The 18099-nt window shown below is 68.3% G+C and carries 22 protein-coding genes and 2 pseudogenes; 12 read left to right on the top strand and 12 right to left on the bottom strand.

The features are described from left to right. Positions 1 to 103: 103 nt before the first annotated feature. The 3 genes from OG734_RS37145 (at position 104) to OG734_RS37135 (ending at position 2946) form a co-directional block, all read left to right on the top strand. Complete coding sequence (locus tag OG734_RS37145; RefSeq protein WP_330291808.1) at positions 104 to 1960, top strand: sensor histidine kinase; 1857 nt, start codon at positions 104 to 106, stop codon at positions 1958 to 1960. Next, entirely contained in the window at positions 1957 to 2628 is a 672-nt protein-coding gene (locus OG734_RS37140; RefSeq protein ID WP_330291807.1) for a response regulator transcription factor, read from the top strand. Before OG734_RS37145 ends, OG734_RS37140 begins: the two co-directional genes overlap by 4 nt. A gap of 126 nt (positions 2629 to 2754) precedes the next feature. Then, on the top strand, positions 2755 to 2946 hold the full coding sequence (locus tag OG734_RS37135; RefSeq protein WP_330291806.1) for a hypothetical protein: 192 nt from the start codon (positions 2755 to 2757) through the stop codon (positions 2944 to 2946). A 217-nt stretch (positions 2947 to 3163) separates the two neighbouring features. On the opposite strand, the gene OG734_RS37130 is transcribed toward OG734_RS37135, so the two are convergent. From OG734_RS37130 to OG734_RS37120, 3 genes are all read right to left on the bottom strand, one after another. After that, entirely contained in the window at positions 3164 to 3490 is a 327-nt protein-coding gene (locus OG734_RS37130; RefSeq protein ID WP_330291805.1) for a hypothetical protein, read from the bottom strand. A gap of 122 nt (positions 3491 to 3612) precedes the next feature. Continuing rightward, positions 3613 to 4674, bottom strand: coding sequence for a CU044_5270 family protein (locus OG734_RS37125; protein WP_330291804.1), 1062 nt, complete (start codon positions 4672 to 4674; stop codon positions 3613 to 3615). Continuing rightward, complete coding sequence (locus OG734_RS37120; protein ID WP_330293929.1) at positions 4671 to 5276, bottom strand: RNA polymerase sigma factor; 606 nt, start codon at positions 5274 to 5276, stop codon at positions 4671 to 4673. The genes OG734_RS37125 and OG734_RS37120 overlap by 4 nt, the downstream gene beginning before the upstream one ends. Positions 5277 to 5497: 221 nt before the next feature. On the opposite strand from OG734_RS37120, the pseudogene OG734_RS37115 reads away from it, so the two are divergent. The 6 genes and pseudogenes from OG734_RS37115 to OG734_RS37090 form a co-directional block, all read left to right on the top strand. Continuing rightward, positions 5498 to 6083: pseudogene (locus OG734_RS37115) on the top strand (UvrD-helicase domain-containing protein); the annotation flags it as partial. Between the two features lie 236 nt (positions 6084 to 6319). Continuing rightward, the gene (locus tag OG734_RS37110) at positions 6320 to 6883 is read left to right on the top strand and encodes a hypothetical protein (RefSeq protein WP_330291803.1); all 564 of its coding nucleotides are present in this window, start codon (positions 6320 to 6322) and stop codon (positions 6881 to 6883) included. 85 nt (positions 6884 to 6968) lie between these two features. Continuing rightward, on the top strand, positions 6969 to 7928 hold the full coding sequence (locus tag OG734_RS37105) for a GNAT family N-acetyltransferase (RefSeq protein WP_330291802.1): 960 nt from the start codon (positions 6969 to 6971) through the stop codon (positions 7926 to 7928). 187 nt (positions 7929 to 8115) lie between these two features. Continuing rightward, positions 8116 to 8577 carry a RidA family protein gene (locus OG734_RS37100; protein ID WP_330291801.1) on the top strand — a complete coding sequence of 154 codons (462 nt, stop codon included), beginning with the start codon at positions 8116 to 8118 and terminating at the stop codon, positions 8575 to 8577. A 43-nt stretch (positions 8578 to 8620) separates the two neighbouring features. Continuing rightward, positions 8621 to 9103, top strand: a complete 483-nt coding sequence (locus tag OG734_RS37095) for a GNAT family N-acetyltransferase (RefSeq protein WP_330291800.1) — start codon at positions 8621 to 8623, stop codon at positions 9101 to 9103. Between the two features lie 495 nt (positions 9104 to 9598). Beyond that, positions 9599 to 10009 (top strand): (2Fe-2S) ferredoxin domain-containing protein, encoded by a 411-nt coding sequence (locus OG734_RS37090; RefSeq protein WP_330291799.1) that lies wholly within the window; start codon positions 9599 to 9601, stop codon positions 10007 to 10009. A gap of 290 nt (positions 10010 to 10299) precedes the next feature. On the opposite strand, the gene OG734_RS37085 is transcribed toward OG734_RS37090, so the two are convergent. Next, positions 10300 to 10749, bottom strand: a complete 450-nt coding sequence (locus OG734_RS37085; protein WP_330291798.1) for a DNA-binding protein — start codon at positions 10747 to 10749, stop codon at positions 10300 to 10302. A 171-nt stretch (positions 10750 to 10920) separates the two neighbouring features. On the opposite strand from OG734_RS37085, the pseudogene OG734_RS37080 reads away from it, so the two are divergent. Beyond that, a pseudogene (locus OG734_RS37080) lies at positions 10921 to 11195 on the top strand (IS630 family transposase); the annotation flags it as partial. Positions 11196 to 11242: 47 nt separating this feature from the next. Here OG734_RS37080 and pip read toward each other — a convergent pair. Together pip and OG734_RS37070 are read right to left on the bottom strand one after the other, a co-directional pair. Then, positions 11243 to 12214, bottom strand: coding sequence for a prolyl aminopeptidase (gene pip / locus OG734_RS37075; protein WP_330291797.1), 972 nt, complete (start codon positions 12212 to 12214; stop codon positions 11243 to 11245). A 60-nt stretch (positions 12215 to 12274) separates the two neighbouring features. Continuing rightward, a complete protein-coding gene (locus tag OG734_RS37070) occupies positions 12275 to 12991 on the bottom strand; it encodes a uracil-DNA glycosylase (RefSeq protein ID WP_330291796.1) in 717 nt (238 codons plus the stop codon). Positions 12992 to 13058: 67 nt separating this feature from the next. On the opposite strand from OG734_RS37070, the gene OG734_RS37065 reads away from it, so the two are divergent. Beyond that, on the top strand, positions 13059 to 13571 hold the full coding sequence (locus OG734_RS37065; RefSeq protein ID WP_330291795.1) for an RNA-binding S4 domain-containing protein: 513 nt from the start codon (positions 13059 to 13061) through the stop codon (positions 13569 to 13571). Between the two features lie 137 nt (positions 13572 to 13708). Here the strand turns inward: OG734_RS37065 and OG734_RS37060 are convergent, their stop codons facing one another. The 4 genes from OG734_RS37060 to OG734_RS37045 all read right to left on the bottom strand — a co-directional run bounded on the left by OG734_RS37060 (position 13709) and on the right by OG734_RS37045 (position 16553). Continuing rightward, the gene (locus OG734_RS37060; protein WP_330291794.1) at positions 13709 to 14179 is read right to left on the bottom strand and encodes a DoxX family protein; all 471 of its coding nucleotides are present in this window, start codon (positions 14177 to 14179) and stop codon (positions 13709 to 13711) included. 89 nt (positions 14180 to 14268) lie between these two features. Next, a complete protein-coding gene (locus tag OG734_RS37055; RefSeq protein ID WP_330291793.1) occupies positions 14269 to 14811 on the bottom strand; it encodes an MOSC domain-containing protein in 543 nt (180 codons plus the stop codon). Between the two features lie 48 nt (positions 14812 to 14859). Then, positions 14860 to 15537, bottom strand: coding sequence for a class I SAM-dependent methyltransferase (locus OG734_RS37050; RefSeq protein WP_330291792.1), 678 nt, complete (start codon positions 15535 to 15537; stop codon positions 14860 to 14862). Positions 15538 to 15611: 74 nt separating this feature from the next. Then, positions 15612 to 16553 carry an acyltransferase domain-containing protein gene (locus OG734_RS37045; protein WP_330291791.1) on the bottom strand — a complete coding sequence of 314 codons (942 nt, stop codon included), beginning with the start codon at positions 16551 to 16553 and terminating at the stop codon, positions 15612 to 15614. Positions 16554 to 16656: 103 nt separating this feature from the next. Here OG734_RS37045 and OG734_RS37040 point away from each other — a divergent pair, with 103 nt between their 5' ends. Next, positions 16657 to 16923 carry a DUF6343 family protein gene (locus OG734_RS37040; protein WP_330291790.1) on the top strand — a complete coding sequence of 89 codons (267 nt, stop codon included), beginning with the start codon at positions 16657 to 16659 and terminating at the stop codon, positions 16921 to 16923. A gap of 56 nt (positions 16924 to 16979) precedes the next feature. Here OG734_RS37040 and OG734_RS37035 read toward each other — a convergent pair whose 3' ends face one another. Next, positions 16980 to 17369, bottom strand: coding sequence for a tetratricopeptide repeat protein (locus OG734_RS37035; protein WP_330291789.1), 390 nt, complete (start codon positions 17367 to 17369; stop codon positions 16980 to 16982). Positions 17370 to 17419: 50 nt separating this feature from the next. Next, positions 17420 to 18028 (bottom strand): dephospho-CoA kinase, encoded by a 609-nt coding sequence (gene coaE, locus OG734_RS37030; protein ID WP_330291788.1) that lies wholly within the window; start codon positions 18026 to 18028, stop codon positions 17420 to 17422. Between the last annotated feature and the right edge of the window lie 71 nt (positions 18029 to 18099).

Raw genomic sequence — 18099 nt, 5'->3', positions numbered from 1 at the left:
CAGGAGAACAGAGATCTTTGACGGATATTCTCGACCTGCCGGACACTCCAGGCGCATGGTCCACGGGAAGCGTCCGGCATCGGGACCGCCAGCCGGGTGAGCCTTGACGGCCGAGGACAAAAGCGAGGGATACCTGCTGGTGTCGGACCCGCCGAATACCGAGCATGTGGGGATGCCGAACACCGATCACGGAACGCCCGAAATGCCCGGAGTGCGGTTGGGTGGACAGGATGACAGGGCTGCCGAACCGGCTGCGCTCACCCCGTCTCTGGCGGCGGCTGTCGCCGTGGTGTCGCTGGGCTGCGGGGTCTTCGCGATGTACGCCTTTTCGCTGTCCGTGGGCGAAGCGCCATGGCCGTGGTGGATGCAGATCCCTGTGCAAAGCGCGGGCATGCTCGCACTGGTGGCAGGAATCGTCATGCTGCTGCGGGGGCCGCACCTGATCCGCATGGGGGCCCTACTGGTTGCCTATGGGATGACTTGGTATATCGGCGACCTGCAGTTCAGTGAAAACCGATTCCTGTTCGGAGTCGGGTTCTGTCTGTTCTTCTTCAACGCTGCGATCATGGCTCACATTGTTCTGAGCTTTCCTACCGGCCGCTTGCGGGACCCCGCCACAACCGTGGTGGTCGTCGGCCTGTACAGCGCCATTCTGGTGACCCAGACAGCACGGTACCTCGTCGAGGATTCACCCCCACCACAGGTCTGGGGCGATCCGAACGCGGCTGGCTACTCACCATGGGCGCCTGCCGGAACCGTAGCCGGGATGGTTCTCTGTGCCGCCGTTTTCGTTCTGGTGATCCGCCGCTGGCGGACAGAGAGGCCGCCGATGCGGAGAAGCGCCGCACCGGTCTGGTTCTCCGCCGCCCTGGCGATGGTGATCGTTGCCGGATTCCTGGTCGTCGCCCTGACGCACGCCGCTGTCCAAATGAACTACGCCCTGCTCTTCGGGTATGCCACGGCTGTGCTCATTGTTCCCGTTGCCAGCCAGGTCGGTTATTTTCGGGAATGGATCGGCCGAGCCGGAGCTTTCGAACGACTTGCCCACTTCGAGCAGACGGAAAGCGCGGACTACCGGGAACTCCTCGCCAAGTGGCTCGGTGACCCTGAGATCGAGATCTACCCGTGGCTTCCCGATCAAAAGCGATACGCAAGCCCGAAGGGAGAAACTGTCGAATTCCCGAACGAAGCAAGCCGCGACGTGACACTTCTGGAATGGCGCGGACAGCCACTTGGCGTTCTGATTCATGACTCATCACTAACCGGTGCCCGGCAATTGCAGTCGGTCGCGACCGTGACCCGAATAATCCTGGCCAAAGAAGCCCTTCAGGCACAGTTGCGCAGGAGCCTCAACATGTTGATCGACCTGGAGATCAAACACCGTAAGGAACTCCAGAGCGTGCTCCATGACGGCGGACAGGACGCGGTCATCGGTGTTCTGATCACTCTCCACGAGCTCAAGGACGAACTGGGCGAACAGGCGGAGCCAGGGGTTGTCGACCTCGTACAGGACGGTATAGCCAGGTCCAAAGAACTGCAGAACCAGATCAAAGAGTTCGCCTTCGAGTTGTATCCCTCGGCGCTCGATTTCGGCCTCAACGCCGGCGTCACATCACTGTTCGACAAACTTCGCCTCCCCTCGAAAGACGTGACCATTCCGGAAACCCGCTGTCCGCAGCGGGTCGAACATGTCGCCTATCGAGTAATCAGCGAGGCGGTGCGCAACGCCAGAACACATGCGCACGCCCATCGAATACAGGTCAAGGTCACCCATCGGCGCGACTGGCTGGTCGTCGAGGTCACCGACGACGGCGTGGGAGGCGCCGACTCGCCGCAGTCATGGGGCGTCGGCAGCCGACGAGCACGCGAGTTGGTGACCGTACTCGGCGGAAACATCAGCATCGACAGCCCACTTGGCGTGGGTACAACCGTGAAGGCGGAACTTCCGTGCACATCATGATCTCCGACGACGCGCCCCTGTTCCACGATCTGCTCGCACCACGCCTGAGGGCGCGAGGAATCGAGGTAAGTCAAGCAAGGTCGGTCAAGGAGACCAACAAACGACTCGCACAAGGTCCGGCTCCCGACGTGATCGTGCTGGACGTCGATTTCTGGGCTTCTGACGAGGGATCGTTCGCCGGGCTGACAGCGGCGCGGAGTATCCGACGCAGGTTCCCCGAAGTCGCCCTGCTCGTCATGTCTAAACATGACGAGCTACGTATCGCCCTCGAAATCATGAACATCGGACAACAGGGCGGCCGGATCGGCTATCTACTCAAGGACAAACTCACGGGCGTCACCCAGTTACTCGAATACGCGCGCACGGTGGACGCCGGAGGCATCTGCATCGACGCGGAGCTGCAAGGCCTGGCGGCCCGCGGCGGAAAACTGACCCCGACACAGAAGAAGGTCGCCGAGCTGATCGCACGAGGGTTCACGAACAAGGCGATCGCTGACCGGCTCGGCATGTCCGAAGGGACAGTCGAGGGGCACATCCGAGGTATCAGGCGGGCCTACGGCCTCCCCTCGCCCGAGGAAGAGCGTGAGTTACGGGTGAACATCCGTGTGCTGATCGTGCTCGCGTATCTCAACGACCCCATGGGCCACGACGATCACGCCCCGGAATGAAACAGAGGACATCCCCCTTCCGAGTCGTCCCGCACCAGGGTTACCCCCATTTTTCCGCGGCGGCATCTCAGCGACCATCGAATCAGCCCGCTGCATCCATGCGGGGCCCGAAAAGAAAGGTCCACGATGAGCCACGAGTACACCGGCCAGACGCCCCCTTCTCCGCCGGCCCCGCCGACGGCCACCGGCTGGACGGTCACCCGCGTTCGTCTGTACGGGACCGCCAGTGGCAACGCCGAAGCGTCCGTACCGACGTCGACGATCATGGAGGGACGGGAGTTCTTCGCTCGTTTGCTGCGAGCCACAGTCGGCCGGTGACAGCGAGCCTGCCCGACGAATGCAGGCATCAGTGAAACGAATTCTGTCAGGACTGTGACAAGTCCTGACAGGCTTCGGCCTTTCTCTCTCCTTCGCTACCAGGACGACGCCTCCGCCGAGGACAGCGGCGGCTTCCGGGTAGAGGTCGGCGCGGACGGCCGGGGCACGGACGTGGAGCTGGAGCTGCCCGGCCCCGAGTCGGAGGACGGGGCCTCGGTCACAGTGGGCCCAGGTACTTCACGACAAAACGGCCGGCCTGAGTCAGCTGCGGCAGGATCTCCGCATCCATCACAGTGGCGGTGACGAAGAGCCCGATGCCGGTGACGACGTGCACGACGCACCCGCCGAACATGGCGTCATCCGACCAGTCGAGCGCCAAAACCAGAACGATGTAGAGCGCGGCAGCGACCACCACGCTGGCCACCAACACCCCCATATCAAAGGCAACGCTCCACACGGCCGCTGGGGGCGTTTTGACCGAGTACATGGTGTGAATCGCGGATCCCGCGATCGGCAGCGGAAGTCCGACAACGAGAAAGCCCACTACACCTACGGCTCTGCCCAGGGGCTCATGTGCTGGACATGCCCCACCTTGATCCACGTCTCCACATTGCCCGAGTCCTTGGGGCGGTGCTGCGGCCTGCGCCGCAGCACCGCCTCCGGCGGTCAGCTTTGGCGCATGGTCTGTGTCCGCTCCGCGTCGGTGGGCTGTCGGCCGGCTTCGTCGACGACGGCGTGTTCCAGCTCGGCCTCGCTGGACAGCAGGGTCCCGGCCTTTCCGTAGGGGGCGTCCTTGGTCAGGTAGCTGCGGGAGCCCAGGAAGGCGAAGTCCTTCTCGTCGAAGACCCACTCGGTCCGGATGCCGTACCGCGTGTCGTCGCGGGCGATACCGAGGCCCTTGCGACCGATCGCGTCGCGGGCCTGAGGGGCCGGGGTGACACCCGGGATCTTCGCCGCGGCCCGGTAGAGGGCGGCGGCCGTACGGGGCGGCATCACCCCGCCGAGCAAGGATCCGATCTGCTCGAACACCGCCTGGTCGCGTTCCCGTCCATCGGCCTGCGGGGTCTTGGCGTACAGATAGGTCAGCAGCTTGTCGGGGTCGGTGGGCAGCGAGCTGAGCCAGCGGTAGGTGGGCCGGTTGATACCGGCGGGTGTGCCCTTGGTGTCACCGAGTTCGGCGTTGACGGGGAACGTCTCACCGTCCTCCCGGATCAGGCCGAGCTTCCGCAGGGGCCCTGGCTCCTGAGCGGCCCACACCTCACGGTCCATCAGTGGGCTGAGGACAGCCTTCCCGCTGGTCAGGTCGGCCCCGCGGGTCTTCTCCCTGGTGTAGACGAACTGGTCGTTGCGCACCGTGGGGCCGACGCGCGTCTCCGTGGCGTCGGAGATCCGGTTCAGGAGTGCGGCGGCGGGCTGCATGTCCGTGGCCGCACGGTGCGACGCGGTGCCGGCGGGCGCCGGGTCGCCGCCGGTCAGCGCGATCCCCGCGGTCACCGCGCAGGCCAGGGCCAGAGCGGTCGCCGGCGCCAGGACCGCGGGCCGCAGCAGCCGGCGGGCCGGCCGGGTACGGGCAACCTGGTCGTGGTCGATGTGGTGCATCAGAAGGTCCCTGTGACGAAGGTGCTGCTCGCGCGGAAGGTCCCAGTCGGCCGGGGCCGGGAGCAGGCGGGCGATCTCCTCGCGGTCGCCGTGCCGCTCCGGGGAAGCGCCGGTGGTGTCGTCGTTCATGTGAGCTCCTCCCGTACGGGCAGGGCCGCGATCGCGGCCGCACTTGTCATCTCTCCGCGGGCGGTTGGTGGTTCCCGGTCTTCTTCCGCGAGGTCAGCGAGCTTCTTGCGGGCACGCGACAGGCGGGACCGTACGGTTCCGACGGCGATGCCCAGTGCTTCGGCCGTCTGCTGATAGTCCAGGCCGGACCACACGCACAGGGCCAGTACCTCCCGCTCCTGGCGCCGCAGCCGTCCCAGCGCGGTCTGCACGGCACGCAGGTACCGTGCGTCGTCGATGCGCCCGATCGTCCGAGGCGCGAAGTCCTCCTCCACGCGTGGCTGCGGTTGACGCGCCAGGAACAACTGCCGTCTGCGGACTCCCCGGCGGGTGTTGTCCGCCTTGTGGGTGGCGATGCCCAGCAGCCAGGGCAGCAGGGAGCCGCCGTCCTCGTGCACCCGAACACGGGTCCGCCACGCGGTCAGGAACGTTTCGGACATGATCTCTTCGGCTGTCGACCAGTCGCCCGTCAATCGCAGCCCGTGGTTGTAGACGGCGCGGGCGAACTGCTCGTACAGCAGGGCGAACGCTTCTCGGTCCCCCTCGCGCACACGGCGACGCACATCGTTTTCTGAGTCCCTCACGACCACTTCTCTCCGCGACACGGGAGGAGTTCCTGTGGCCTGCGTCACGCACTGGTGCGAGCGCAACGCCGTAGCAGTCCAGAGGCACATCCTAGGGAGGGGCGAGGAGGCCATCGGTGCGGTGCTGGTGCGACCTGTGGGGGCGGCGGATGCTGGTCAGTGCTCCGTGCCCGGCCGGCTCAAGGCGCCAGCCACTCACACACCTCCAGGACGGTTCCGCCGGCTGGCTGCGGTACCGCTACCGCCACATCGTCGTCGATGAGGCCCAGGATCTTCGGCCGGGCCATCGGAAGCTGCTACGCGCCATGGTCGCGCGGGACCGCAATGACGTCTTCCTCGTCGGTGACACCCACCAGCGCATCTACAACAACCAGGTGACCCTGGGCAGTCTCGGCATCAACATCCGGGGCCGCTCAGCGAAGCTCACCCTCAGTTACCGGACCACACGGCAGATCCTTGGATCAGCACTCGGGGTGCTGAGCGGCGAGACCTTCGACGACCTCAACGGCGGCGAGGACACCCTGGCCGGTTACCGCTCGGTGCTGAGCGGTGCCCGACCCGAACTTCATCCGTGCGCCGACTGGGAGAGCGAGCGCCAGGCCACCGCCGAGTTGGTCGCCGAGTGGAGTGACATCCATCTGGAACAGATCGCGATCTGCGTGCCCACCAACGCCATGGCACAAGAAAATCGCTGTCACCCTGGCCCAGCCGGGTATCAGAGCCATGGAGATCGGCCCCGACGGACCTCGCGGCGATGAGGGCGTGCACATCGGAACCAGGTTCCGCTCCTGACTCCAGGACGACTCGGGTGATTGTCAGTGGTGGGCGCTTCAATGGGAGGTGTCGTCACAGAGTGTCACGATCGAGCTACGGGGGAGGTAGCCATGGCTTGCCATGCCGGTGATCAGAGCTACGAGGACAGTCGGGAACCTCAGGACTGTCAGAGCTTTGAAGGATACGAAGAGGACGGGCAGCGGTACGTCTCCTTGGCGGGACTGCGGACTCGCGGATGGACCGGCGGGATGGTGCACCGGCTGCTCGGGCCACCGGACCGCCTGAGCGTCAATCCGCGGCTCAGGGCGGCGCCGCAGGTCAGGCTGTACCGCGTCGAGCGGGTCGCGGCGGCCGAGCGGACCGACGAGTTCCGAAGGGTGTCGGAATCCTCGGCACGGCGATCGGAAGCGGTGCGGAACGCGGTGCGGCGCCGACGGCTGGAGATCCTGGAACGGATCAGGACCGAGCCGATCGAGGTACCGCGTCTGGAACCGGGCAAGCTGGCCCTGCGGGCGGTGGAACACCGGGCGCGACGGGAGGCGACGGCCGGCGGCCCGATCGAACTGGCCGACGGCGACTCCGCACAGGAGACAGGCCGCGTCGGCCGTGCCACTCTAGCCCCCTGGAAGGTCGACTATCTCAGGCACCGGATGAGCCACTACGACCAGCTCCTGGACGGTCTGCCGGGAGGCGAGCGGGACTCCGGCCGGGCCGAGGCCGAGGAACTGCTCCGCCGACGGATCTGCGCGGCCATCGCCGAGGCGTACCCACCACTTGAACAGGAGTGCGAGAGGCAAACGCACGACCAATGAGCGGGTCCACCGCCAAGGTGAACCCCCAGGTGAGATCCCCTCCCGGGCCGGACAGGCAGACCACCCACGTCCCTACGCTCCGGCCATGGAAGACGATCTCGCCCTCCGCGTGCACGAACGCCTGTCGGCGTGCCCCGACCTGCGCCCGGTCGGGCACGCCGAAGGACACCGGTTCGGCCTCTGGGACCTGGCCTCACTCGCAGAGGGCGCCCTCGGCGAGTGCACCGACCCGGACTCGCTCACGGCCTCGCACGAGAAGCGGCTACGCCTCCGGCTGGGGGCATCCGGACGGGAGTACGAACACAACGACGACTACTGCAGGAGGTACTGGATCTGGGACGCCGCCGAAGACAGGGAAGGAGGACGGCCGAGAGGGCCGCTCGGGACCGTCGCCGTGGACACCTGGCCGAGCGGCGTGGGGTCTTTGCGCGTCTCGTCGCTGTACGTCCATCCCGTCGCCCGGCGGCGCGGCCTCGCCTCGTCGACGCTGGACACGGTGTACGAGGCGTGCCGCGCCGAGAGCCTGCACGGTTTCCGTCTCGACACGTGCTGGACCTGGCAGCGGAGCGTTCGCTACTACCTCAACCGGGGCCTATGGGTGACGTCGTGGAAGCACGCGCTCGGGCTCGCCCGGCTGTCGTATCTGCCCCGGTACGAAGTCAGGGAGAACGGGGGCGAGTTGACGTTCCTCGTCGCGGATCCGGACCTGCGCGCGCCCGGAGCCATGGTCCCGCTGCTCGTCGCCGACGCCGTCGACGGGCGGCTGTGCCTGCGGGAGACCGAGCAGTACGACCGTACCCGCGATGAGCTGAACGCCGTCCGGTACTACGCGCGGTCGACGCTCGCACTGCATCTCGCCGTGCGGGGACTGCCGTTGGTGAGAGGGGAGGAGGAGTGGGCCGAGGCCGTCTCGGGCCGGTGGTGCGACATCGGCGACCCGGAGGGACTCGCGCGAAAGATCGCGGTCTTCGAGCGAGTGGCCCGCGACGACGGCTGGCGGCTGACGGGCCTGTACGACCAGTCGTCCCGCTCACGCCTCGACTGATCACGCACCCGCAACACGGAAGGGCTGAACAGCGACTGCTCCACGACAACAACAGCGCCCCCTCAACGGAAATCCGGGTGCGCCCGCCACCCGGCACTCCGCATGATCGGCGGGTGGTCCTGCGGGCGACCCAGGCCGCCCCACACCCGATCCGCCGTTCCATCTCTCCCCTTTCCAGGAGCCCGCCATGCTCAAGCGCGTCACCGTCCCCGGTCTGTTCCCGCCGCCCACCTATTCCCACGCCTCCGTCGTCGAGGCGGGCACGCGTCTCGCGTTTCTCGCCGGTTCTGTGCCACTGGACGCGCAGGGGCGGATCGTCGGCGTGGGCGATCCCGTACGGCAGGCAGGGCAGGTGATCGTCAACCTGGGCGAGCAACTCCGGGCGGTGGGCAGTGACTTCGCGCATGTCCTGTCGACCGACGTGTACGTCGTGAGCGGTGAGCCCGAGGTTCTGTCCGCCGTCTGGGAGGTCGTCGAGGCGTCCGGCCTGTCTGCCGGACCTCACTCGTCGACCCTCATCGGAGTGGCCTGTCTCGGTTACCCGGGGCAGCTGGTGGAGATCACGGCGACGGCCGCCATCCCGGAGGCGGACACGGAGACGGATTCCGAAGCAGACGCTGAGCCTGCCGGACGCCCTGGAATCCAGTAAATCCAGGTGCGTTCGGTACGGCCTTCTGACAGGCTCCGCCCCCGTGACCCTCTCATCCCCCGCCCCGAAGATCACCCTCCGCCGTGCGACGGCCGACGATGCCGACTCCGCGGCCGACGTGCTGCTGCGGTCCAGAGCCGTCGCCCTGTCGACCGTCACCTGGCCACGATCCGACGACGAGGTCCGCGACTACTTCCGGAACGTGGTGGTGCCCCACCGCGAGACCTGGGTCGCGGAGGCGTCGTACGAGGGCGAGATCGTCGGCGTGCTGGTGCTCGCCGGTGACGAGGTGTCCCAGCTGTACCTGCTCCCGGACTGGCGTGGGCGCGGCATCGGTGACCTTTGCATCGCCCTCGCGAAGGAGCACAGCCCAGGTGGACTGACCCTGTGGACCTTTCAGGTCAACAAACCCGCCCACCGCTTCTACGAACGCCACGGCTTCGTCGCCGTCGAGCACACGGACGGCAGCGGAAACGAGGAGCGGGAGCCGGATGTGCGCTACGTCTGGCAGCCGAACCACACATAAGGATCCAGCAGGGCCGGCCCAGACTCACGACCGTGCGTTGCCGGCGAGTTCGAGGGCGTACGACGGGGTGTAAGCCCGTTGCCGTTGCGGCAGGTGTCCACGACGTAGTGCCTGTCGCCGAGACCAGCGACTCCGCCGACTTGACGGCCGTGCCCACCCTGCCGATCACCGCTACCCCGGCTTCTCCCCCACCGCCCGCTCGGCCTCCTAGGTCCGCCGGCCGTCGCCGAGGTCGAGGATGCCGAACCCGGTGTCGGCGACGACGGCGACTGAGGGATGGCAGCCAGGGCTCCGTAATCACCCCCGGGTCGGCGAAGATGGGCCCATGACGAAGATCGAACCGCTCGGAGCGGTGCGCGAGCGGGCCCTGGCGGCTCTGTGGGAGGAAACCATCGCGGGCTGACCGGGACCCGGCGACCGGCTGGTCGAACGCGAGCCGGCCCAGCGTTTCGACCGTGTCCTGGCCGCGGTCGGCAACCGCCTGGAGGGTGAGCTGTGAGCGCCCGTACGGTGATCGGCGCCGCCCGCACCCGCCCCTGCACTCTGGTCGTCTGCCGTGGCTGCTGTTGCGGCGACCCGCGTAAGTACCCCGGCTACGACCACGACTGGCAGTTGGAGCGGCTGCGCGCGGCGGCCACGGCCTCCGCCGGCCGCCTCGCGGTCCGCACGGCGGACTGCCTCGGCCCATGCGACCAGGCGAACGTCATCGTCGTACAGCCGTCGGGCGAGGGCCGCAGGCGTGGCGGGAAAGCCGTGTGGATCGGCTGGTCGATGGGCGACGACTGCACCGACGAGATACTCCGCTGGGCGGAGGCGGGCGGCCCGGGCGTCGCCCCTCCCCCGCCCACGCTGGAACTCCAGTTCGTGCAATCCGCGGGCGAACGCACCCGCGCCCGTCGTCGCTAGTCGGATGCGCCAGAAATTTCGGGGCTAAGTCGTCAGCCTGTTTCATGTCGCCGGGTCCTCGCGCTGTTGAAAGGCGTGTGCGGACGGTGCGCCGAATGCGCGTGTGGCGGCAGTGATCGGCGCGACGGTGCCGACGGTGAGGAAGCGGCGTGGGAAGTTCGCCGCTGAGCGACTGGCTGGGCTTGAGGATGCCGCTCGTATCGGTCGGCCGAGGGTCGCCCTGGTCCTGAGTGTGGCGGGGTGGGACTCATCCGCCGGGGCGTCCCCAACGAGAACCCACGGAGTTCCTTCTACTCCGAGCTGTCCGTGTCGGCTGTGGCGCGGCTGGCCAGTCGTTCGTACCGCTGCCTGGCGGCTTGCGGAGTGCCAAGCCCGAGTCCGAAAGCGATCTCCTGCCAGGTCATGCCGCGGCCCCGTGCCATCTGGAGGAGTCCGGTTTCCAATTCGTCCATCTCCCCGCGAACCAGTGGGACGAGGCTCAATGCCGCGGTGATATCAGCGTGGTCCACCTCCGGTTCGCCGTCATCGGGCTGTGCGGCTCCGCTGAGCAGGAACGACACAAGCCTGACGGCCTCATGCGGCCCGATGACCGAAGGATGAACCTGCCGGTGGCGTTGCTTGTCAGTGGTCGCGTGTCGCTCGGCGATGCGAAACAGGGACGCGTAGACGCGGTGTGCTCGCGCCTGCTCCGGCTGCGGAGGCGTGAAGGGATCGGTGTGCTGATCAGGAGTCGAAGGCATGAGATGAGGATGATATGCGCACGACTTAATGTCAACTAAGTGTTGTAAACAATCTGTTCACTTGCTGCCGCTTCATGCGCCGGTGTCTCCTTGGCTGAACCTGCGGGCGGAACCCTCGTCCTCGTGACGGTTGGATTCGGCGGACGATGATGTCGGCCACCTGCAATCCGGGCCACGCTGAAATCGATCCGCGCCGCCCGGCCCGACGGCGCACCGATCTACGTGATCATGGACAGCGTGTCAGGCAGTTCACCATCACAAACTCAAACCACCCCCACCACACCGTGCAGACCCGGGCCCTGCACGCCTACCTGCGGTGGCACAACGCCAACGGCCGCCACCGCGACGTCCTGGCCGCCGAACGCAAGGGACGCAAGGGACGCACCCGTATCCGAAGCGAGAAAGGCATCCACTGGGGCGGACGCCCTCTCAAAACGGCAGCCTGACCCAACCCGGCGAACCTACGCGGTCACAGCACCAGCCGACAGCCGGCTCAGCCGCGGCCGGCGTACCGGTCCGTGGCCGCCACCAGCTCGTCCACCATGCCCGGCGCTCCCGCGTTGTGCCCGACCTCGTCGACGACGATCAACTCGCTGCCTGGCCAGGCGTGATGGAGCCGCCAGACCGTGCCGAGCAGGTTACCGGGGTCGAGGCTGCCCTGGACGAGGGTGCCGGGGATGTTCTTGAGCCGGTGCGCGTCACGCAGTACGACGCCGTGCGCGCCCTCGTTCCCCTCGCCCAGGAAGTGGTCGTCGCCCCAGTAGTGGGTGACGGTCCGGGCGAAGCCCATGCGGAACACCGGGTCCTCGTAGCGCGGTACGGAACGGGGCGGCGCCGGGAGCATGGCCGTCTCCCAGTCGGTCCACGCCCGCGCGGCACGCTCTCGCACCTCGGGGTCGGGCGACTCCAGCAGCCGGTTGTACGCGGCGGCCAGGTTCCCGTCCTGTTCGCCCTCGGGCACCCCGGCTCGGAACGTCTCGAACGCCTCGGGGAACAAGTTCCCCAGTCCCCTGGTCAGCAGGGCCACTTCGGCGTCGGAACCGGTCGCGACCGCGGTGAGCACCAGCTCGGACACGACCTCCGGATGCGTCTGCGCGTACCGCAGCCCGAGCACCGAACCCCACGACACCCCCCACACCAGCCACCGCTCGATCCCCAAGTGCCGCCTCAGCAGCTCGAGATCGGCCAGGATGTGGCCCGTCGTGTTGACACTCATATCGGTGTCGTACACGCTCGCATGCGGCGTCGAACGCCCGGCCCCGCGCTGATCGAGCAGCACGATCCGGTAGGCGGCAGGATCGAAGTACCGCCGGGAGTGCGCGCTCACCCCCGACCCCGGCCCACCGTGCAGCACCACCGCCGGCTTGCCCTGCGGATTCCCGCAGACTTCCCAGTAGACGTGGTTGCCGTCCCCGACATCCAGCATGCCGTGGTCGTACGGTTCGATCTCCGGATACAGGCCCATCAGGGCAACGTAACGTGCCTGCGCCGGTTCGGTCGCACCAATTTCTAACCCCTACTGCTCTCACCGCTGATGGGGGAGTCCGGCGGCGCTCGCCGCGTCGCGCAGCACGTCCTGGAGCATCGCGGGCGTGAGGCGGCCGGTGAAGGTGTTGCGCTGGCTGACGTGGAAGCACCCGAAGAGCCGCAGGCCGCCGCCGAGCGTGACCCGCGCCCCGTGCGCGAAGGCGGGGCGCGGACGCGGCACGCTCCAGCCGGCCGCGTCGAGGGCGGGCAGCGTCGCCTGCCAGCCGAACGCCCCGAGCACCACCACGGCCCGCAGTGTCGGCCGGAGCAGCTCCAGCTCGCTCACCAGCCACGGTCGGCAGGCGTCCCGCTCCTCGGGCGTCGGTTTGTTGGCGGGCGGGGCGCAGTGCACGGGCGAGGTGATGCGTACGCCGTACAGTTCGAGCCCGTCGTCGACGCTCACCGACGCAGCCTGCGACGCCAGCCCCACCTCGTGCAGCGCCGCGTACAGCACATCTCCGGAGCGGTCCCCGGTGAACATCCGCCCGGTCCGGTTCCCGCCGTGGGCAGCGGGCGCCAGTCCGACGATCAGCAGCCGGGCATCCGCCGGCCCGAACCCCGGCACCGGCCGCCCCCAGTAGTCCCAGTCGGCGAAGCCGGCCCGCTTGGTACGGGCGACCTCCTCCCGCCAGGCGACCAGCCGGGGGCAGACCCGGCACCCGGCGATCCGCTCGTCGAGCCCGGTCAGCCCGGCCGCCGGATCACTTGTGTCCATGCGTCCACGGTAGAGGACCGGAAAAACCCGCCCGGTCCGCCCGATCCGGAGTACTAAGGTCGAGGGCATGGCATCTGGCAGGGCTTCCGAGGGCCCGGACACCGAAGGCGGCGCGCACACCGAAGACGGCACCGCCGCCGACACGGCACCGGCCTCCCCGGCGGTGGCCGCGGCCGACGCCGCCGGTCCGGCTAGCGGCGAGACCGTCCGCATCGACAGCTGGATCTGGTCCGTACGTCTGGTGAAGACCCGCTCCATGGGCGCGACCGCCTGCCGAGGCGGCCACGTACGTGTCAATGGCGAGCGAGTGAAGCCCGCGTACGCCGTGCGCGTCGGCGACGAGGTACGCATCCGCCACGCCGGTCACGAACGGATCGTCGTGGTGAAGCGCGTGATCCGCAAGCGGGTCGGGGCCCCGGTGGCCATCCAGTGCTACGTCGACAACAGCCCGCCGCCACCACCCCGCGAGGCCGTCGCCCCGGCGGGCATCCGCGACCGCGGCACGGGCCGCCCGACCAAGCGCGACCGCCGCGAGATGGAACGCCTACGAGGCGTCACCGGACCCGACGACGCCTCGTAAGGACCTCCAGGGCCCCTCCCCTCCCCACGGGGCGGACCCTCAGGACGTGACACCGCACGGCCCTTCGTACGCGGCACGGCGTCCGACCAGGTCCCCGCGACCCGGTCGGACGCCGCACCAGCCGTATGCAGGCACCTTCACGCCCGTCGCCGCACCAGCCGCAGCAGATCCGCGTTGTGCCCTCGGCGGGCCCAGGCGATAAGGGTGAGCGGCACCATGAGGATCAGCGGTGTCGCCGCGTACTGCCCGTCGAAGACGGCGACCTGCACGACGAACGCGCCGACCATCAGCGCGCCCAGCGCCATCGCGGCCACCGACTGCAGCACCGGGATCAGCAACGCGACGGCTCCGGCCAGTTCGAGCAGCCCGATGGTGTACATGCCCGCACTGCCCCAGCCCAACTTGTCGAAGGACTCGGCGGCCGACGGGTGCGCGATCAGCTTGGGCAGCGCGCTCGCGAACCCGTAGAAGAGTGCCAGCACCACCTGAAGCGCCCGCAGCGCGATCCAGGCGCGCCGCCCACGTGCGGACACGGACCTGGCAGCAGTGCCAGGAGGGGTGGAGGCGGCGGAAGTAAGGGGCGTGACGGGAGCGGTGGTCTCGGACATGGAGGTCTCCTGTGTGAAGCGGTTCGCGTTGCTTTCACAGAGATAGACCGACCGCCGCCCCAGAACTCATCGCCGCCCGGCGGTACTTCTCAGACCGGTCCCAGAGCCTGGTGCGGCCCGCTGGGCAACTCGGCCTTGACCGTGTCTCCGGGGCGCACCTCACCTCCCTCCGTCACGATGCTCATGATTCCGGCCTTTCGGACGACGTTCCCGGCGTCGTCCCGTCCGACCACCCGCTTCAGCAGGCCGTCCTGGAAGTTGTCGATCTGCAGACAGGGATTGCGCAGGCCGGTCACCGTCAGCACGACGTCGTCACCGATGTGCAGCAGGGTGCCGACCGGAAGCGCGAGCAGATCGATACCCCGGGTGGTGATGTTCTCGCCGAGTTCTCCGGGCGCCACCTCGAACCCCTGCTCACCGACCTCGGCGAAGAGCTCCTCGTGCACGAGGTGCACCTGGCGCAGATTAGGCCGCGTGGGGTCCTGGGCCATGCGCGAGCGATGCTTGACGGTCGTCCCGGAGTGCACGTCCCCCTCCACCCCCAGCCCGGCCAGCAGTCTGACGCTGTCCCGGTTCGGCTTGCTGAACGAGTACGTGCCGTTGCTGCTGACCGCCACCACTATGCCGCTCATCCTTCAGAATCCCCTCGCCCACGTATCCCGGTTCGCTACACGCTTCCCCTACCCACTCACCGCCCTCACCCAGACCCCGTCCTCCGTCAGATACCGGTCCACCTTCAGTCCCGCTTCCCCAAGAGCCTCCTCGAACTGCTCCTGGGTCAACGGCCGGGCCAGGAAGGTCTGGGTCCATACCGCGTCCGGGAACTCGTACTCCGCGCGCACCGAGTTGACGCCGTCGCCGACCGGCTCCGACGACACCAGTCGTATCGTGGAGCCGCTCGGGCCGACCCGCTCACGGGGCACGTTCGTGTGGTAGTCCGCGCCCTCGCGCTGGATCAACACCTGGCCGCCCTCCACGACATGCCGGGCGCAGGTACGCAGCAGCCCCCGCCGCACCTCGGCGTCCCCAGCGTGCACGAGGAACGACGCGAGCATCACCACGTCGAACTTCTCGCCCAGGTCAAGGTCCTCGATGGGGCTGCATATCGTGCGCGCTCCCCGGACGCGCTCCAGCATCTCGGCCGACTCGTCCACCGCCGTGACCGTGAAGCCGCGTTCTAAGAGCGGGTGGGTCATGCGTCCGACGCCACTGCCGAGCTCCAGGATGTTGGCGCCTGCGGGCACCGCCGCGGCGATGATGTCCGGCTCGTTCCCGATCGGCATCCGCGAGTAGAGCTCGACCGCGCAGCCGTCCGGGGTGATCGCACCGGGACCCGTGCCTTCATATCCTTCTCGCATTTCCAGCTTCATGCCCGCACAACGGCCCGCACCCGCACAGCCGTTCCCGCCCTCAGCCTCTTCACCCGTTCGAGTCAAACCGTCGGAAGCGGGAACCATCCGTGCCCGATGTACCAGTGACCGCCCGCCCGCAGATGGTCCCCGACAGCCCGTTCCACCGTGGTCCGCCGGGGCAGATCGGCCATCGGCAGGTCCGGATTCCCGAACACGAACTGGACGGGTTCGGTGTCGGCCGGCTCGCCCGCCTTCCCCGCGAGCCGGAAGCGTTCCTGGAAGCGGACGATATTGGAATCCGCCCCCAGATACCGCTTCAGCTGTGGATCCAGCAGCCAGGAGTGACAGACCCCGGCCGTGTACCGCTCCCCCGGAAAGTGCCGCGCGAAGAAGTCCATGGCCAGCGCCAGGGACCGGTCGCAGGCGGCCGGGGACAGTGGCCCGTGAAAGTCGGGGATGTGCAGGCTGAGACACATCGCGTGGGCGTCGAGGGCCAGACCGGTGTCGGCGAGCAACTTCACCCTCCGCTCCCCCACACGTGCCCGCTGGAACTGCAGCCGCCCCAGCTGGAACAGCTCCCCGTGGAAGTGCAGCGCGAGCCATCCCGGAGCCTGTACGCCGCCTTGGCCGTGCCTCCTGCGGTACACCGCCATGTTCCGCCCGAGGTCGGCGAGCGTATGGCGGGACACCTCGGGCGGGACCCCGAGGGCGTCGTGGTGGGCGCATACGTACGGGAGCGCCGCGACGAACACGTACACGGCGAAGTACCGGCCCAGCGCCCCCGGCTCTCCGCCCGCAGTCTGCCCGGTGAGCAGGTCCGCGATCCGTTCGCCGGGCCAGGGCGCCGCTCCGCCGATCTCCCCCATGTCCCGCACCAGCCCCTCGACGCACTCCTCAAGAAGCCGCATCGCGCCGGGGTCGCGGATCAACAGCCCTCGCAGTGCGACCAGTTCGTTGATGTCCTCATGGGGTACGGCCAGGTCGAGCAGGATCTCGGGAAGGTCGTCGGCATCCGGTAGCACGGTGTGGTTCTCCCCGGTCGTCTCGGCAGCCGACGGCCCGCCCGTCGGCCCTTGGTGAACGTCCGGAGCGAAGAGTACGTTTCAGGAAGGAGTAGTGGTCCTGATGCGTACAGGCAGTGAGCCGATGACAGCGCGCAGTGCCCTGCGGGCGCGCCTGTGGCTGAGCGTGTGGGGGCTGGTCTGGTCGATCGCCGGGACGGCCGCGTTCGCCCTCGCCGGGCGCCCCGGGTGGGCGGTTGCCTGCGGAGTCCTGTGGCTGGTCGTCACGGTCGACCTGACCATGATCCTCCGGCACATCCGGCAGGGCCCGCACTACCAGCCGGGCCCCGACGTCCCGCCGTACCTGCCACCGGAGCAGCGCGGCCCGTGAACCCACACGTACACGCGTGTGCACCCGCATGAGGCGAGCCTGCCGCTGCCGGACCCTCAGGACTGCGAGTCGTCGAAGCGCGCCGCTTCCAGATAGCGCGGGTTCGGGTCGAGCGCCGCCGCCAGCCGGAAGTGGCGCGTGGCCTGCTCGGGGCGGCGCTGACGCTCATAGGTGCGGGCGAGCGCGTAGTGCGCGAACGCGTTGTCCGGCTCGCGCTCCAGGACGATCGTGAACTCCAGCTCGGCTGGGCGCAGTTGGGCGGCGGCGAAGAAGGCACGCGCGCGCAGCAGTCGGGCGGCCGTGTTCTCGGGGTGCGCGGCGATCACGGGGTCGAGCAGTTTCACCGCGCCACGGGGATCGCGCGCGGCGAGCAGTCGCTCGGCCGCGCGGAAGTCGATGACATGCGTCTCCGGAGTACGTCCGGTCCATCCGCTGGTCTCGGGCACGGCTGACTCCTTCCCTGGCTGCGCCGGTTCAACGCCCGGACACAGCAGTGCTATTCCCCCGATGCCCGCGCTCTGCGTACGAGGTCAGCCCATACGTCCGTTACGCGCAGTTCCAGCTCGTCCAGAGGTACGTCGTTGTCGATGACGACGTCCGCGATCTCCAGGCGCTTCTCGCGGGTGGCCTGGGCGGCCATACGCGCGCGTGCGTCGTGTTCGGTCATGCCGCGCAGCCGGACCAGCCGGTCGAGCTGGGTCTCAGGGCTCGCGTCGACGACGATCACGAGGTCGTACAGCGACTTGAGGCCGTTCTCCGCGAGCAGCGGTACGTCGTGGATCACGACAGCGTCATCGTCCGCGGCGGCTTCGAGGGCGCGCGAACGGATGCCCACCAGGGGGTGCACGATCGAGTTGAGTACGGCGAGCTTCTCCGGGTCGGCGAAGACGATCGAGCCCAGCTTGGGCCGGTCCAGGCCGCCTCCCTCGGCGAGCACCTCCGTACCGAAGGCGTCGACCACCGCCGCGAGACCCTCGGTCCCCGGGGCGACGACCTCGCGTGCGATGCGGTCTGCGTCGATCAGGACCGCACCCCGGGCGACGAACAGCCGCGACACCTCGCTCTTGCCGGCCCCGATGCCACCGGTCAGGCCCACTGTCAGCATGCCGGGAAGCTTAGGGCCTGCCACTGACAGTGTCTGCGACAGGGCGCCGCCGAGGGCCCAGCCCCTGGAGG

The sequence above is a fragment of the Streptomyces sp. NBC_00576 genome, from assembly GCF_036345175.1.
Lineage (GTDB): Bacteria > Actinomycetota > Actinomycetes > Streptomycetales > Streptomycetaceae > Streptomyces.
Note: the sequence above shows the minus strand (reverse complement) of the source record. Positions and strands in the feature narration are given on the sequence as shown.